Here is a 14,911-nt window from a genome sequence, read left to right on the forward strand (position 1 = left end):
TACTTTTGACAAAAATTTCGTCATAATGTAAAGAGAGCTTGATTGTGATAGGAGAATTTGAAAATGAAAAAAGATGATTATAGATCGGAATTCGAAGAGCATAGACAAAAAATTAAACTAGATGAGGAACCAACTGTTATTAAATCCCGTGCAGAATTATATAAGAAAAAACGTAAAAGCAAAAAACCAAGACATATGATGATTAATGTTATTTTTGCCTTGTTTACCCTTATACCTATCCTTATTATCGCAGTTGTTGTTATTAATTGGAATTTAGATAAGGATAATAATACAACCGCTGCTCAAGATTCTCGGGTAAAGTATGAGACGAGCACTAATAAGACAAAACCAGAAGAAAATAATAGCGTTATAAATGATGAAAAAGCGGAAGAGAAAGCTAAAGCGGAAGAAAAGGCTAAAGCAGAAGAAAAGGCTAAAGCGGAAGAAAAAGCTAAAGCAGAGGAAAAAGCTAAAGCAGAGGAAAAAGCTAAAGCAGAGGAAAAGGCTAAAGCGGAAGAAAAAGCTAAAGCAGAGGAAAGAGCTAAAGCAGAAGAAAAAGCCAAAGCGGAAGAAAAGGCTAAAGCGGAACCAAAACCTGCTACGAAAACACATACAGTCGCGGTAGGAGAAACAATCTACAGCATTTCAGTCACCCACTACCAATCCGGAAAAGGCGTCGATAAAATCAAGCAGGCAAACGGGCTCACATCGAATGAAATTTATGTCGGTCAGGTGCTTGTGATTCCATAACTTATGGAAAAACCAATAATATCCAATCATGTATAAAAGGCAAAGAGTTAAAACTTTGTCTTTTTTTATCTGAATTATATAGAAAGGCGGTGGATTATTACGTATAAAATAGTAATTAACACTTTTTTAATTTTAATACCAACGATGCTGTTACGTATGCTGACAAATGCATTTCAAAGGAATGTCGTCCACCATAAAGTAACAATCAAGACCCGCAATAATAACAAAACTAAACTCAAGGTGTTTTTCATCTCAGATATTCATCGAAGAAAAATCGATCGGAAATTAATTGATAAAATTGACAAGGATATTGATCTCATTGTTATCGGTGGGGATTTGGCTGAAAAAGGGGTGCCTTTGTCTCGAATTGCAGCAAACATTCGAATCCTTTCACTGCTAAGTCAGAAGATATACTATGTATGGGGAAATAACGACCGGGAGGCTGGAGAACGCGAAATACGTAATATAATGAGAAGGTTTCGCGTAATCATGTTAGAAAATGAAAACTTTTCTATACCCGGACATAGTTCTTGGGGGATTTGCGGAACGGATGATCCAACAAGTGAAAAAGTCGACATCGAAAAAACCTTGAGAAATATTGATGATTACGAACATATACTAGTGATATGCCATCAGCCGAGAGTGTTGCGGGAAATAGAGCGTAGAATTCGACCGTCCGTAGCAACCATTATGCTGGCGGGCCATACACACGGCGGGCAAATCAGAATTGGGAAACTTGGATTGTTGGAAAAAGGAAGTTTTCAAACAAATTCCAAACGAACAAAACTAATTAGTAATGGCTATGGTACGACTACAGTGCCTTTACGGCTCGGAGCGCCATCGGAATGTCATGTACTAACAATAACTTATTAGGAAGAAAGTTTAAGCATAAGAGAAGAACATTGCAGATGTTTAATTGATAGGAGCGGTAAAATGCAACACGGAGATGTGATTGTTATTGGCGGGGGACCTTGCGGGTTATCTGCCGCAATTGAATTACAAGAAAAAGGATTTAAAGTTCTTGTTATAGAAAAAGGAAATATTGTTAATTCGATTTATAATTATCCGACACACCAGACCTTTTTTAGTTCAAGCATAAAGTTATCAATTGGTGATATTCCATTTATCACAGCGAAAGACAAGCCGAAAAGAAATGATGCGCTCGTCTATTACCGCGAAGTTGTTAAAATGAAAAACATCAAAGTAAATAATTTTGAACTAGTAAAACAAGTTAACAAAACATCTGACGGATTTCTTGTTGAAACTGACAAGCAAAAATATTGCGCGAAAAACGTTGTAGTCGCAACAGGTTATTACGACAATCCAAACATTATGGGGGTCGAAGGTGAAAACCTCCCGAATGTTTTTCATTATTTTAAAGAAGGGCATCCTTTTTTTCAGAAAAACGTCGTAGTCATCGGCGGGAAAAATTCGGCAGTCGATGCAGCGCTTGAATTGGAACGAGCGGGTGCAAATGTGACAGTTGTCTACCGTGGCTCCAATTACTCACCTAGTGTCAAGCCTTGGATTTTACCGGGGTTTGAGAGTTTGGTAAAATCCGGGGAAATAAAGATGCACTTTGAATCGCATGTCGTGAAAATTACAGAGACCTCCGTCACGATTGAGCAAAATGGTAAAACGATTCAAATTCAAAATGATTATGTTTTTGCGATGACTGGTTATCATCCGAATCATGCGCTTCTAAAAGAAATGGGCATTGAAATCGATGAACAAAGTGGATGCCCGCGGTTTAACGAAGAAACGATGGAATCGACTATTAAAGGATTATATATTGCAGGAGTTATAGCGGCAGGGAATAATGCAAATGAAATCTTCATAGAAAATGGCAGATTCCACGGCGTTCAAATTGCAAATGCAATTGAGAAATCTACATAAAATAAAAATATAACAATAGGGTGGGAAGGGGTGCCGTTCATGTTTATATTGTTTACCGTAGCAATTGCGCCTGGATTGGCACTGTTCAGTTATTTTTATTTGCGAAAAGAAATTGCCAAAGAACCTTCTCGTACATTATTGCAAACTTTTTTATACGGGGCAATTATGACATTCCCGATTTTGTTCGCTCAGCATGTATTTGAAGAAGAACATATTTTTTCTAATGAATTTATACGAAATGTCTTGTTTACAAGTGGTGTAGAAGAGTTTTTTAAATGGCTCATTTTATTTCTAACCATTTATCATCACGTGGAATTTGAAGATGCATATGATGGGATATTGTACGGGGCAAGTATTTCCTTGGGCTTTGCAACAGTTGAAAATATACTTTACTTATTAACATACGGAACTGATATTGCCTTTTTAAGAGCATTATTACCAGTGTCGAGCCATGCATTGTTTGGTGTCGTTATGGGATATTACTTAGGAAGGGCAAAATTTGCTGATGAAGCGAAAAAGAAAGGTATATTATTCGTCGCTTTCTTAGCGCCTTTTGTTCTTCATTTTATTTATAATAGTATTTTTCTAATTCAAGAAGTGTTTTTATATTTAATTATTCCATTCATGTTATTCCTCTGGTGGTTTGGTCTCACGAGAGTGAAATATGCACATACATTTGCAATGCAACAATTTAAACGAAAAGCAGAGTCAAAATAAAGTGATCCAGCTAAAGATTCCCATAGCTGGATCTTTTTTTGTTTAGGAAACTATAAAGGAATAGACCTGTGGAAAAGAGTGAATGCATGGACTCCGCTTTTTATTCTCGTTGCGTTGCGGTTTGCTCTCGTTGCGAGTCTGGTTGTACTCGTTGCTCGAGGGTTTATGCTCGTATCGCGTCGATTCCATTTTTTATTCTCGTATCATGCCGATCCTGTTTTTTATTTTAATAAAATCGAGAAAATTGGATAAGCTTATTAAAAAGGAGGAATGGATTTGAAAAAGATAATTAAACACACACTTATCGCCATGCTTCTCCTCAGTTCTGCGTATGTGTTGTCCCCGCTTCCAACTGGGGCTTTTAGTTCTCAACAAATACAACGAGGTGCATTTGGCGATGATGTTATCGAGCTCCAAGCGAGACTGCAATACATTGGTTTCTATAATGGGGCGATTGACGGAAAGTTTGGCTATGGAACTTATTGGGCTTTACGAAACTTTCAGGAGAAATATGGACTACCGGTAGACGGAATAGCTGGAAATACGACGAAAAAGAAACTTGTTGACATTTCAGACTACAATGAACAATTTGTGAAAAATAATATTAACAAAGGTAATAAATTTACCCATTACGGCGGAACCCCGCTTGAAAATCAAGTATCCAAGGGAACCGGTAAGAAAAAGGAAGTTCAATTACCCTCAAAATATTCAGATCAAGATTTAAAATTGATGGCAAATGCTGTCTATGGTGAAGCAAGAGGAGAACCTTATGAGGGGCAAGTTGCGGTTGCCGCGGTAATCTTAAATCGAGTTGAGCACCCGGACTTTCCTGACACGATCGGGGGCGTGATTTTTCAGCCTCTTGCATTTACTGCTGTTGCCGATGGTCAAATCTGGTTAACGCCAAATGAACGAGCAAAAGAAGCAGTTCTGGATGCGTTAAACGGATGGGACCCTTCTGAAAATGCAATTTATTACTTCAATCCGATAACTGCTACGAGCAAGTGGATTTGGTCACGAGAACAAATTAAAAAAATCGGTTTGCACGTATTCTGTATCTAAAGCAAAATGATTTACCTAATGAGAGGAGGATTAAAAGGTTTCCGGAATCTTATGCAATTCCGGCCTCACTTTTATGAAAAAAATAATATTTGTACTGGTTTATTCGATTGCAGCGCTTTCGATTTTTAGTTACGGAAAAACAACTGAAAATCAGCAGTTAAGCTATTTACTAAGCGGACAATATACGGATAAGATGACAGAGGCAACAAAAAAGCTTGAGGAACTCGATACTGCGGTAAAAAAGACTTTGCTTTTTAACGAGGAAGAAGGTTCCGCGAATGCACGTGAAGATATTTGGCGCTTATCATCAGAAATTAAAAATTCAGTTGGCTCCTTACCTCTCGACCGTCAATTTTCGAACTCTTGGATGAATTACCTGGGGAGACTAGGTAATTTTGCTAGAGAATCTGAGCGAAGTGGTAATTATGAAGAATACCATAAGGTAATGTCAGAAGCATCTAGAAACTTGAGAAGTATGGCTGACGAGTGGGAAGTTGCGACTGTGGGATTGATTGACGGTAGTATGTCCATTGAAGGGTGGAAAAATCAAGTGGAATCGATTGATTCTACTCATGACTGGGCGGGAATGACAGAAACAGTGAAAAAAAATACGGAGAGCGATTTTCCGTTAACAGCAAGTGAATCAGATCATCAGAAGAAAAGGGATTTAGAAAAATTAACGGATAAAAATATTTCTGGCGATGAAGCGATTGAACGTTTTAAAATACTATTTCCCGAAGTTTCCTCCGGTTCGATCGTAATTGAAACAAGTAAGCCAGGCTCTCCCTATCCCTTTTACCATATTCGTTTCGCAAAAGATCAGTCCATCGGTTATATTGATATAACAGAAAAAGGTGGGCATGTACTTTCTTTTTTGGCTGAAAGACCATTCACCGAGTCTAGTCTTGATTTTTCTGTTGTTCAAAAAAGGGCGGAAGATTTCTTATCCAATTCAGGTTTTGAAGATACCGTGTATCAGGAATCTAGAGAGAATAATACAGCGTGGCATTTCGTATATGTACGCGTCGAACCTGAGTATGACGCTAAAGTATTTTCTGATGTTATCCATTTGAAGGTGGCAAAGGATACAGGTAATATTCTTGGTATGGACGCAATGGAATATATTCAAAAAGAAGAAACGAAAAGACAACCGATTAAGAAAATTGATTGGAAAAAGTTTTTCCATTCAAATGTGCAAGTCGTTAATGAAGAGCTCGCATACGTTGAAAATGATCGTCTTGAACAAAGGCTTTCACACTATTTAACGGTCATGATGGAAACTGAAGGAGTCACTGAAACTTTTGTAGTTGTTGTTGATACAGAAACCGGCGAAATTATTGAAACTGAAAAACAACAATAAGTCGAATTTACTTAGAGAAAAGTCATCTTAATAGAGACTTTTCTCTTTTATTTTGATACAATATTGTCGGATTGACCTAAGGAGGTAATTATATGGTCGGAATACAAATTGCGATTGATGGACCTGCCGCGGCTGGTAAAAGTACGATTGCAAAAATTGCAGCCGAAAAGTTAGGCTATACGTATATAGATACTGGGGCGATGTACCGAGCGCTTACGCATAAAGCCCTTGAACTTGGCATACATATTAATGACGGGAAAAAACTTGAAGAACTACTGCGTGAAACAACGATTGAACTGACTCCAGGAGTTGAGGGGCAAGCTGTACATCTAGACGGTTCAGACGTTTCTGAAGAAATTAGGACATTAGAAGTGACAAATTCTGTTTCCGCTGTTTCTGCTCATAGCGGCGTACGTAAATTGATGGTTGAAAAACAACGAATCTTAGGTAGTAAATCAGGTGTAGTTATGGATGGTCGTGATATAGGGACCGACGTATTGCCTGATGCAGAGTTGAAAATCTTTATGACTGCCTCAGTAGAAGAACGGGCCGGGCGCCGGCATATCGAAAATAGTAAACGCGGAATCGAATCATCCTTGGAACAATTGAAATCGGAAATAAGTGAACGTGATCGTTTAGACACTGAACGAGAGACATCGCCACTTAGGCAAGCGGAAGATGCGATTTTAATTGATACAACCTCAATGTCGATTGTTGAAGTGGCTGAAATGATTAGTCAACTTGCAAAAGAGAGGTTGAATCATTCATGAACTTATACCCTTTGGGAAAAGCATTGGTAAGTTTGATGCTCTATCCGTTATATCGTGTAAAAGTAATCGGGAAAGAAAACTTCCCCAAAGAAGGCGGCGTCTTACTTTGTACAAACCATATCGATAATTTGGATCCGCCTGTTGTAGGAATGACATGTCCACGTCCAGTTCACTTTATGGCTAAACAAGAACTTTTTGAAGCACCGGTATTGAAAACCATTTTGCCAAAAGTTAACGCGTTTCCCGTTAAACGCGGAATGAGTGACAGACAAGCTCTACGAAATGCATTATCGATTTTGAAGTCAGGAAATGTCGTCGGGCTTTTTCCGGAAGGAACAAGAAGTAAAGACGGGGAACTGCAAAAGGGACTAGCGGGAGCAGGTTTCTTCGCCCTAAAAGGAGACGCTCACGTGGTACCGTGCGCAATTATAGGACCATATAAACCGTTTAAAAGACTAAAAGTTGTTTTTGGAAAACCGATTGACATGACGGAACATCGAGCATCCCGAACGTCGGCAGAAGATGCCACTGCGCTTATTATGGATGAAATTGGCAAGTTGATAGAAGCGAATAAATAATGTAACAAGTGTAATTTTTTGTTTTTATGTACAAGTTCGCATATTATAGAAATAAGAGTTTTTATAGAGGAGGACTACATATGTCTGAAGAAATGAATTTGGAAACTCAAAATGAATATAACGAAGGCGATCGTGTTACAGGAACAATAACTAAAATTGAAGAAAAGTCCGTAACAGTAGAAATTGCAGGAGCACCATTCGACGGGGTTATCCCAATTAGTGAAATTTCAAGTCTTCATATTGAAAAAGCATCGGATGTCGTATCTGTAGGCGACGAGCTTGAATTGATGATTATGAAAGTTGAAGAAGGAAATTATGTACTGTCGAAAAGGAAAGTTGATGCGGCAGATGCTTGGGATTCCCTCGAAGAAAAATACAACAACAAAGAAACCATTGAAACTGAAGTAAAAGACGTTGTAAAAGGCGGACTCGTTGTTGATTTGGGTGTGCGAGGCTTTATCCCCGCATCACTTGTAGAAGACTTTTTCGTTGAATCCTTTGAGGATTATAAAGGCCGTCAGATGACATTTAAGATTGTCGAGATGGATAAAGAAAAAAACCGTCTCATTCTATCTCACCGTGCGGTTATCCAGGAAGAAAAGGCGGCTAAGAAAGGCGAAGTACTTGATAGCCTCGAAGAAGGTCAAGTACTTGAAGGAGTCGTTCAACGAATAACCTCATTTGGTGCATTTGTAGATGTTGGCGGTGTTGACGGGCTAGTTCATATTTCACAACTATCTCATGAACATGTTGAAAAAGTTTCGGATGTTTTAAAAGAAGGCGAAACTGTAAAAGTTAAGGTTTTATCAATCGATCGCGACTCAGAACGCATTTCTTTATCGATTAAGGAAACGTTACCGGGACCTTGGGAAGGAATCGAGGAAAGAGTTCCGAAAGGTTCCGTACTTGAAGGCACAGTGAAGCGCCTGGTTTCTTATGGTGCATTCGTTGAGTTGTTCCCAGGTGTTGAAGGTCTGGTACACATTTCACGTATTTCGCATGAACATATCGGAACACCCGAGGAAGTTCTTAAAGAAGGTCAGAAAATCGAAGTGAAAGTGCTTGATGTGAATCCAGAAGAAGAACGTCTATCACTAAGCATTAAAGATTTAATTGAAAAAGAAGATTTTACTTCATACGGCGATTATGAAATGAGCGAAGAATCACAAGGATTCTCCATTAGTGACGTAATTGGTGACCAACTGAAGAAATTCTCAGAATAACTCATCAAGGATTGTTCGGAATTCGCTGAATTTCTCCCGAACACCTTTTGTACGGGTGATGGTGCTCTTACGGGCATCATCATCTTTTTTTGTGTATAATATGCAGAAGATAAGCTGGAAGGATGTTTTATGATTATGACGAAACCAACCGTAGCAATTGTCGGTAGACCAAACGTTGGAAAATCGACAATTTTTAATCGCATTGTCGGTGAGCGTATTTCAATCGTCGAAGACGTTGCTGGTGTAACACGCGACCGTATTTATAGTTCTGCTGATTGGTTAGCGCATGAATTTCACCTAATTGACACAGGTGGAATTCAAATAGGCGATGAGCCGTTCCTTGAACAAATTAGACTGCAGGCTGAAATTGCAATTGAAGAAGCCGACGTCATTATTTTTCTTGTGAACGGACGCGAAGGGGTAACTGATGCGGACGAACACGTTGCCAAAATTTTATATCAAACAAAGAAGCCAATTGTATTAGCGGTGAATAAAATTGATAATCCTGAAATGAGAGATATGATTTATGATTTCTATTCTTTAGGATTCGGCGATCCATATCCAATTTCAGGTTCACACGGATTAGGTCTTGGAGATTTACTGGATGAGGTAGCTGCGAATTTCCCGGATAACGATCAAGAGGAAATTGAAGACGATGTTATCCGATTTTCATTGATCGGGCGGCCGAACGTCGGAAAATCATCCTTGGTAAATACACTACTTGGCGAGGAAAGAGTTATTGTTAGTGACATAGCGGGCACGACAAGGGATGCAATTGATACGCCTTATGTGCACGAAGGACAGAAGTATAAAATAATTGATACAGCAGGCATGCGGAAAAAAGGTAAAGTGTATGAAACAACGGAGAAATACAGCGCTCTGCGCGCGTTAAAAGCGATTGACCGATCCGATGTAGTCTTAATCGTTTTAAACGGGGAAGAAGGCATACGAGAGCAGGACAAGCGTATTGCGGGCTATGCTGAAGATGCCGGCAAAGGTGTAATGTTTGTTGTTAACAAATGGGATGCTATAAAAAAAGACGACAAAACAATGAACAATTTCACGGATAATATAAGAGATAATTTTATGTTCCTTGATTATGCTCCGATTGCATATGTTTCAGCAAAGACGAAACAACGTGTCATGTCTTTATTTGACAGCATTCGATTAATAAGTGAAAATCATTCGTTACGTATTCAATCAAGTGTTTTGAATGAAGTAGTTGAAGATGCAATTGCACGAAATCCAGCGCCTACTGATAAAGGGAAGCGACTTCGTATCTATTACGTCACACAAGTTGCGGTTAAGCCGCCAACATTTGTTATATTTGTCAATAATCCGGAGTTAATGCATTTTTCTTATGAACGATTCTTGCAAAACAGGCTTCGGGAATCATTTGGTTTTGAAGGAACGCCAATTCGATTAATTACTCGAGCGAGAACATAATAAGGCAAGTACGTCATATGCGATTACACAAAAAAGGATTGATTTTATGAAAAAAGTATCTGTTATCGGTGCAGGAAGCTGGGGGACAGCAATTGCATTCGTTTTAGCCGAAAACGGGCATGATTGCTTATTATGGGCAAGACGGGAAGAGCAATCGACTGAAATAAACGATAAAAATCAAAACAGCGCTTATTTGCCAAAAGTAACACTACCGAAAAATCTGCGCGCGACTTCTAATCTTGAACAAGCCGTTGTCCATGGGGATATTCTTATTATTGCTGTTCCCACAAATGCAGTTAGACCGGTTTGCGCTGAAATAAATTCGAAAATTACTGAACCTAAATTATTTGTTCACGTTTCGAAAGGGATAGAACCAAATTCTTTGAAACGCATTTCAGAACTTATAGGTGAAGAAGTTGCCGCTGAAAATAGAAAAGGCATTGTCGTGCTTTCCGGACCGAGTCATGCTGAAGAAGTTGTGGAGCGTCATCCGACAACTGTCACGGCCGCTTCTACGGATTTAAAAGCAGCTGAAGAAATCCAGGATATATTTATGAATGCTTACTTCCGTGTTTATACGAATCCTGATATTGTCGGCGTTGAACTTGGCGCTGCGCTTAAAAACGTTATCGCGTTGGCTGCAGGAATTACCGATGGTCTTGGTTATGGAGATAATGCCAAGGCGGCGCTTATTACTCGCGGCCTTGCGGAAATATCGAGACTTGGCGTCAAAATGGGTGCACATCCATTGACGTTTTCCGGATTGACGGGATTAGGCGATTTAATCGTTACTTGTACAAGCGTTCATTCTCGAAACTGGAAAGCGGGAAATATGCTTGGCCAGGGACAGAAACTTGAAGACGTTATTTCAGGCATGGGAATGATTATTGAAGGCGTCAGAACAACAAAGGCAGCCCATCAGCTCGCTTCTAAATACGATGTGTCTATGCCGCTCACAGGCGCGTTATATTCGGTCCTATTCGAGGATGTGCCTCCTAAAGAAGCGGTAGATCAATTAATGAACCGAATGAAAAAACAGGAAGTCGAAGATCTTTTCGGCAACCACTAATTATTACTTGCATCGGCAGAGGGTTTAAGTCTCTGCCGATTAGTCGCAATTACATTTAACTGTAATTGATTAAATCGTGAAAGGTGGATGATTCGTTATGTCCGCAATGGATAAAATGTGGCTATCCTTTTATGCCATGGGGTTTATGGCCATATCTATGGGTCTTATTTATGCTAGTAGATACAAATTAAAGAATCGAATTATTAAATTCATATTTGCATTGACTGCATATTCCCTGCTATTAATTTCTTTTATTGCAATGGTTTATCTTGTCTTTAATGGCCCTACAGGAGGAGCATAATGAAATTACTAAAAAAACGGACCGCTATACTTCTTCTGTCGACAGTGTTTTTATTAACTGGATGTATGTATCCCAGCGACGATCAGGATGTAAGTGGAAATGTTCCCTATGCTGAACACATTGAAAGTATTCAAAAGGCAGTAGATTCCTACCAAGAAAATTCTGGCGGTTTATTGCCGATTAAAACAACAGAAATAGAGACGGATATTTACATAAAGTATCCAATTGAGTTTTCCAAGCTCGTACCGGCCTATACAGAGAAAATCCCTTCTACTGCTTATGAAAAGGGTGGTATATTCCAATACGTGCTAATGTATGTAGAAGAAAATCCGACTGTGAAGCTCGTAGATCTCCGTGTAGCGGAACGTATACGAGAATTAAATTTAAGAAAGAATGTTAATAATGGCTATATACCGCATAAACCTGAAGCAATCGGCAACAATGTTTATGAAATAGATTATGAAGCCATGGGTTTTAAAGAACAGATTACAGTTAAAAGTCCTTACTCTGATACTTTTCTTCCGCTTATTGTGGGCGGGGATGGCAATTTCTATGTAGATTATTCCATCGACCTTCAAAGATTACTTAAAGAAAAAGCAGTGGATGTTAAGCCAGGCGATGATATTCGAAAGTTATTAGAAGACATATCTCCGGTTTTACCGGCATACTCACTTCCTTATACAGTGAATGAAAATAACGAACCGGTTATTATGGATTGGTGAAAACAAAAGCGCAAATCGCGCCGTTTAGCCCCGACATGCATAAGCAATCCCTTGACGTGGCGGTCTTTGCCTAGGAAGAATGCAGTTCAATTCTTCTTTGGAGAAGAATGCAGTTCAATTCTTCTAAATAAAGGGATTGCTTATGACCCGAGGGGCTGGCGCCTGGAGCTAGACGTGAAATTTCTGTGTTAGAACATATCCACAGTAGAAAAACTTTATAGTTTCTTAAGCAAATATAAAACGTTTCATGCTATCGTCATGAAACGTTTTTCTAATACATAAACTAATATGCGCAGAAAAGGAGGACGATGGATGAAAGAAAGTTTATATGAAAATTTGGCTAGACGGACTGATGGTGATATTTACATTGGTGTCGTCGGTCCTGTTCGTGTAGGGAAGTCAACGTTCGTAAAAAGAGTCATGGAAGAGGTAGTCATTCCAAATATGACCGACGAGGCGGACAAAATACGAGCACAAGATGAACTTCCACAAAGCTCACCAGGACCAGTAATAATGACTTCGGAACCGAAATTCGTACCTGCTCAAGGAACTTCGGTCTCTGTAGGCGATGGGGAACTGCAATTTCATATTCGACTCGCAGATTGCGTCGGATACGTCATTGACGGTGTGAAAGGCTATGAAGACGAGGACGGACCTAAATATGTTCATACGCCGTGGCATAACGAGCCAGTGCCGTTTGAAGAGGCAGCCCGGATTGGAACGGATAAGGTAATTAGGGACCATTCGACAATCGGAATTCTTGTTACTACAGACGGAACCGTAAACAATATTCCCCGAGCCGCTGCGGAAGTAGCTGAAGTGGAGATAATCGGAAAGTTAAAAGATATCGGCAAACCGTTTGTTATCGTTTTGAATTCCAAAATGCCAGCACACGAAAAAACTATCGCGCTAAGACAGGAACTAAGCGAAAGATACGGTGTGCCTGTAATTGCAATTAGTGCAGATCAATTAAACGCGCAGGAGATTCAGTTGATTTTGAAAGAGGCCCTATATGAGTTTCCAATCTCGGAAATCGAGTTGCAGAAACCAGATTGGATGGACGTTCTTGGGAATGAACACCCGCTAAATGCTTCAATTGACAAAGTGATTAGCGAAGGATTTTTGGAGGCTTCAAAGATCAGGAAAGTGCAGGAACTTGCGGCAAAGTTGGTTGATGAGCAATACGTCCGCAATGCGGAAGTTGTTGAAGTTGATGCCGGACAAGGAAAGGCAGCAATTAAAATCGAAATGGATGAGCAAGCTTTCCGGGAGATTTGCGAGGACTTCATGGGGCAAGAAATCGGGACGAAAAAAGAATGGTTGCTTTTCATTCGAGATGCCTCAAAAGCAAAAAAATCTTATAATATGTATGCCGAAGCAATTGAAACGGCCAAAAAAGATGGGTACGGAGTCGCATTGCCCGTCATTGAAGATTTTAATCCTTCACCGCCAGAACTCATTAAACAAAATGATTTCTTCGGTGTGCGGATGAAGGCAAAAGCACCATCTATTCATATGATTCGAGTGGATATGGAAGCCGAGTTTTCGCCATTGATCGGATCGGAATTCCATAGTCATCATTTACTCAAGGATTTAAAAGAGGCCTATTTGCACGACCGGGAAGCGCTTTGGGAAACGCAACTTTTTGGTACGCCTTTACATGAAGTTATGAAAGAAAGCATTCGTTTTAAAACCGCGACTGTTCCTGCGAATGCCAGAAAACGACTTCGAGAAACAATTGAACAGATGGTAAATAACGGTGAAAAGGGTATGATTACGTTTATTGTATAGCGTAGTGGTAAATGCATGCTCGGCTGAGAAAGACTCGTAAAATACGGGTCTTTTTCTTCATTTTACGAAAAAAGTGCATTATATTGGGAAAACCGCGTAGATATTGTTGCATGGCGCTTTTTCTTATGATACTCTTTCTACAGTATTGTAATCGACATCTCTTTGAGAGGAGGTGAATAGTGTGAACAAATCTGAATTAATTAACTCTGTAGCTGAGTCTGCGGGCCTTTCGAAAAAGGATGCAACAAAAGCTGTTGAGGCTGTTTTCGAAACAATCCAAACTACTCTTGGTGAAGGTGACCGTGTCCAAGTGATCGGTTTCGGTACATTCGAAGTTCGTGAGCGTGCTGCTCGTAAAGGACGTAACCCTCAAACAGGGAAAGAAATCGATATTGCTGCAAGTAAAGTTCCTGCATTCAAAGCAGGTAAAGCGCTAAAAGACGCAGTTAAATAATCGCTATTCTTACATAGGAGCCTGCCCGCCCGAATCTGTTCCTTAGATTCGCGGGTAGGCTTCTTTCCTTTTTAAGGCATCTATATCAATAGAATGAGTGTCTGAACTGTACGGACATGAACGAATGTGCTACTATTTTTGAAGAAATGTCTTTAATTTGATTTAGGGGGATTCGTAAGATGCATGAGGTTGATTATAGTAAAATAGAACAAGCGGTGACAATGATACTTGAAGCGGTTGGAGAAGATCCGGAACGTGAGGGTCTTGTCGATACGCCCAAAAGAGTAGCAAGAATGTACGCTGAAATGTTCGAAGGGTTACATAAAGATCCACGCGAGTATTTTAAAACTGTTTTTAATGAAAATCACGATGAAGTTGTATTAGTTAAAGATATAGGTTTTCACTCGATGTGCGAACACCATCTAGTCCCTTTTTATGGCCATGCCCATATTGCATATATTCCAAGAAAAGGTGTAGTCGCAGGTTTGAGTAAATTAGCGAGGGCCGTCGAAACAACTGCAAGAAGACCGCAGCTTCAAGAACGGATAACATCGACGATTGCTGACACATTGGAGGAAATGTTGGACCCTGTTGGGGTATTTGTCGTTATCGAAGCCGAGCATATGTGCATGACGATGCGCGGAGTTCGTAAACCCGGGGCGAAAACGTTGACTACAGTGGCTCGTGGAATTTATGAGGATGATGCTGTTAAACGATCAGAAATATTATCACTCATTAAAATGTCCTAACCCTTTTGCCCGCATGTCGTTAT

General features: G+C 39.7%; 16 protein-coding genes. All 16 read left to right on the top strand.

Going from position 1 to position 14,911, the window contains the following annotated elements; genetic code table 11:
• Positions 1–63: 63 nt before the first annotated feature.
• The 16 genes from JSQ81_RS00415 to folE all read left to right on the top strand — a co-directional run bounded on the left by JSQ81_RS00415 (position 64) and on the right by folE (position 14,888).
• Positions 64–750: a LysM peptidoglycan-binding domain-containing protein gene (locus JSQ81_RS00415; protein WP_212605791.1), complete on the top strand. Its 687-nt coding sequence runs from the start codon at positions 64–66 to the stop codon at positions 748–750.
• 156 nt (positions 751–906) lie between these two features.
• Positions 907–1,623, top strand: coding sequence for a metallophosphoesterase (locus JSQ81_RS00420; RefSeq protein WP_212605792.1), 717 nt, complete (start codon positions 907–909; stop codon positions 1,621–1,623).
• Between the two features lie 60 nt (positions 1,624–1,683).
• Positions 1,684–2,646: a YpdA family putative bacillithiol disulfide reductase gene (locus tag JSQ81_RS00425; protein WP_212605793.1), complete on the top strand. Its 963-nt coding sequence runs from the start codon at positions 1,684–1,686 to the stop codon at positions 2,644–2,646.
• Between the two features lie 39 nt (positions 2,647–2,685).
• Complete coding sequence (gene prsW, locus JSQ81_RS00430) at positions 2,686–3,363, top strand: glutamic-type intramembrane protease PrsW (RefSeq protein WP_212605794.1); 678 nt, start codon at positions 2,686–2,688, stop codon at positions 3,361–3,363.
• 270 nt (positions 3,364–3,633) lie between these two features.
• The gene (gene sleB / locus JSQ81_RS00435; protein WP_212605795.1) at positions 3,634–4,425 is read left to right on the top strand and encodes a spore cortex-lytic enzyme; all 792 of its coding nucleotides are present in this window, start codon (positions 3,634–3,636) and stop codon (positions 4,423–4,425) included.
• 73 nt (positions 4,426–4,498) lie between these two features.
• A complete protein-coding gene (locus JSQ81_RS00440; protein WP_212605796.1) occupies positions 4,499–5,785 on the top strand; it encodes a PepSY1/2 domain-containing protein in 1,287 nt (428 codons plus the stop codon).
• A gap of 92 nt (positions 5,786–5,877) precedes the next feature.
• On the top strand, positions 5,878–6,555 hold the full coding sequence (gene cmk, locus JSQ81_RS00445) for a (d)CMP kinase (RefSeq protein ID WP_212605797.1): 678 nt from the start codon (positions 5,878–5,880) through the stop codon (positions 6,553–6,555).
• Positions 6,552–7,133 carry a lysophospholipid acyltransferase family protein gene (locus JSQ81_RS00450; protein ID WP_212605798.1) on the top strand — a complete coding sequence of 194 codons (582 nt, stop codon included), beginning with the start codon at positions 6,552–6,554 and terminating at the stop codon, positions 7,131–7,133. The genes cmk and JSQ81_RS00450 overlap by 4 nt, the downstream gene beginning before the upstream one ends.
• 80 nt (positions 7,134–7,213) lie before the next feature.
• On the top strand, positions 7,214–8,356 hold the full coding sequence (gene rpsA / locus JSQ81_RS00455; RefSeq protein WP_212605799.1) for a 30S ribosomal protein S1: 1,143 nt from the start codon (positions 7,214–7,216) through the stop codon (positions 8,354–8,356).
• 135 nt (positions 8,357–8,491) lie between these two features.
• Positions 8,492–9,802: a ribosome biogenesis GTPase Der gene (gene der / locus JSQ81_RS00460; RefSeq protein ID WP_212605800.1), complete on the top strand. Its 1,311-nt coding sequence runs from the start codon at positions 8,492–8,494 to the stop codon at positions 9,800–9,802.
• A gap of 46 nt (positions 9,803–9,848) precedes the next feature.
• Complete coding sequence (locus tag JSQ81_RS00465) at positions 9,849–10,871, top strand: NAD(P)H-dependent glycerol-3-phosphate dehydrogenase (protein ID WP_212605801.1); 1,023 nt, start codon at positions 9,849–9,851, stop codon at positions 10,869–10,871.
• Positions 10,872–10,968: 97 nt separating this feature from the next.
• Positions 10,969–11,172, top strand: coding sequence for a DUF2768 domain-containing protein (locus JSQ81_RS00470; protein WP_212605802.1), 204 nt, complete (start codon positions 10,969–10,971; stop codon positions 11,170–11,172).
• Positions 11,172–11,894 carry a hypothetical protein gene (locus JSQ81_RS00475; RefSeq protein ID WP_212605803.1) on the top strand — a complete coding sequence of 241 codons (723 nt, stop codon included), beginning with the start codon at positions 11,172–11,174 and terminating at the stop codon, positions 11,892–11,894. The genes JSQ81_RS00470 and JSQ81_RS00475 overlap by 1 nt, the downstream gene beginning before the upstream one ends.
• A 312-nt stretch (positions 11,895–12,206) precedes the next feature.
• Entirely contained in the window at positions 12,207–13,685 is a 1,479-nt protein-coding gene (gene spoIVA / locus JSQ81_RS00480) for a stage IV sporulation protein A (RefSeq protein WP_212605804.1), read from the top strand.
• A gap of 181 nt (positions 13,686–13,866) precedes the next feature.
• Positions 13,867–14,139, top strand: a complete 273-nt coding sequence (locus tag JSQ81_RS00485; RefSeq protein ID WP_210469196.1) for an HU family DNA-binding protein — start codon at positions 13,867–13,869, stop codon at positions 14,137–14,139.
• Between the two features lie 179 nt (positions 14,140–14,318).
• On the top strand, positions 14,319–14,888 hold the full coding sequence (folE, locus tag JSQ81_RS00490; protein WP_212605805.1) for a GTP cyclohydrolase I FolE: 570 nt from the start codon (positions 14,319–14,321) through the stop codon (positions 14,886–14,888).
• Positions 14,889–14,911: the final 23 nt, after the last annotated feature.

This window comes from Sporosarcina sp. Marseille-Q4063, from assembly GCF_018309085.1.
Classification (GTDB): Bacteria; Bacillota; Bacilli; order Bacillales_A; family Planococcaceae; genus Sporosarcina.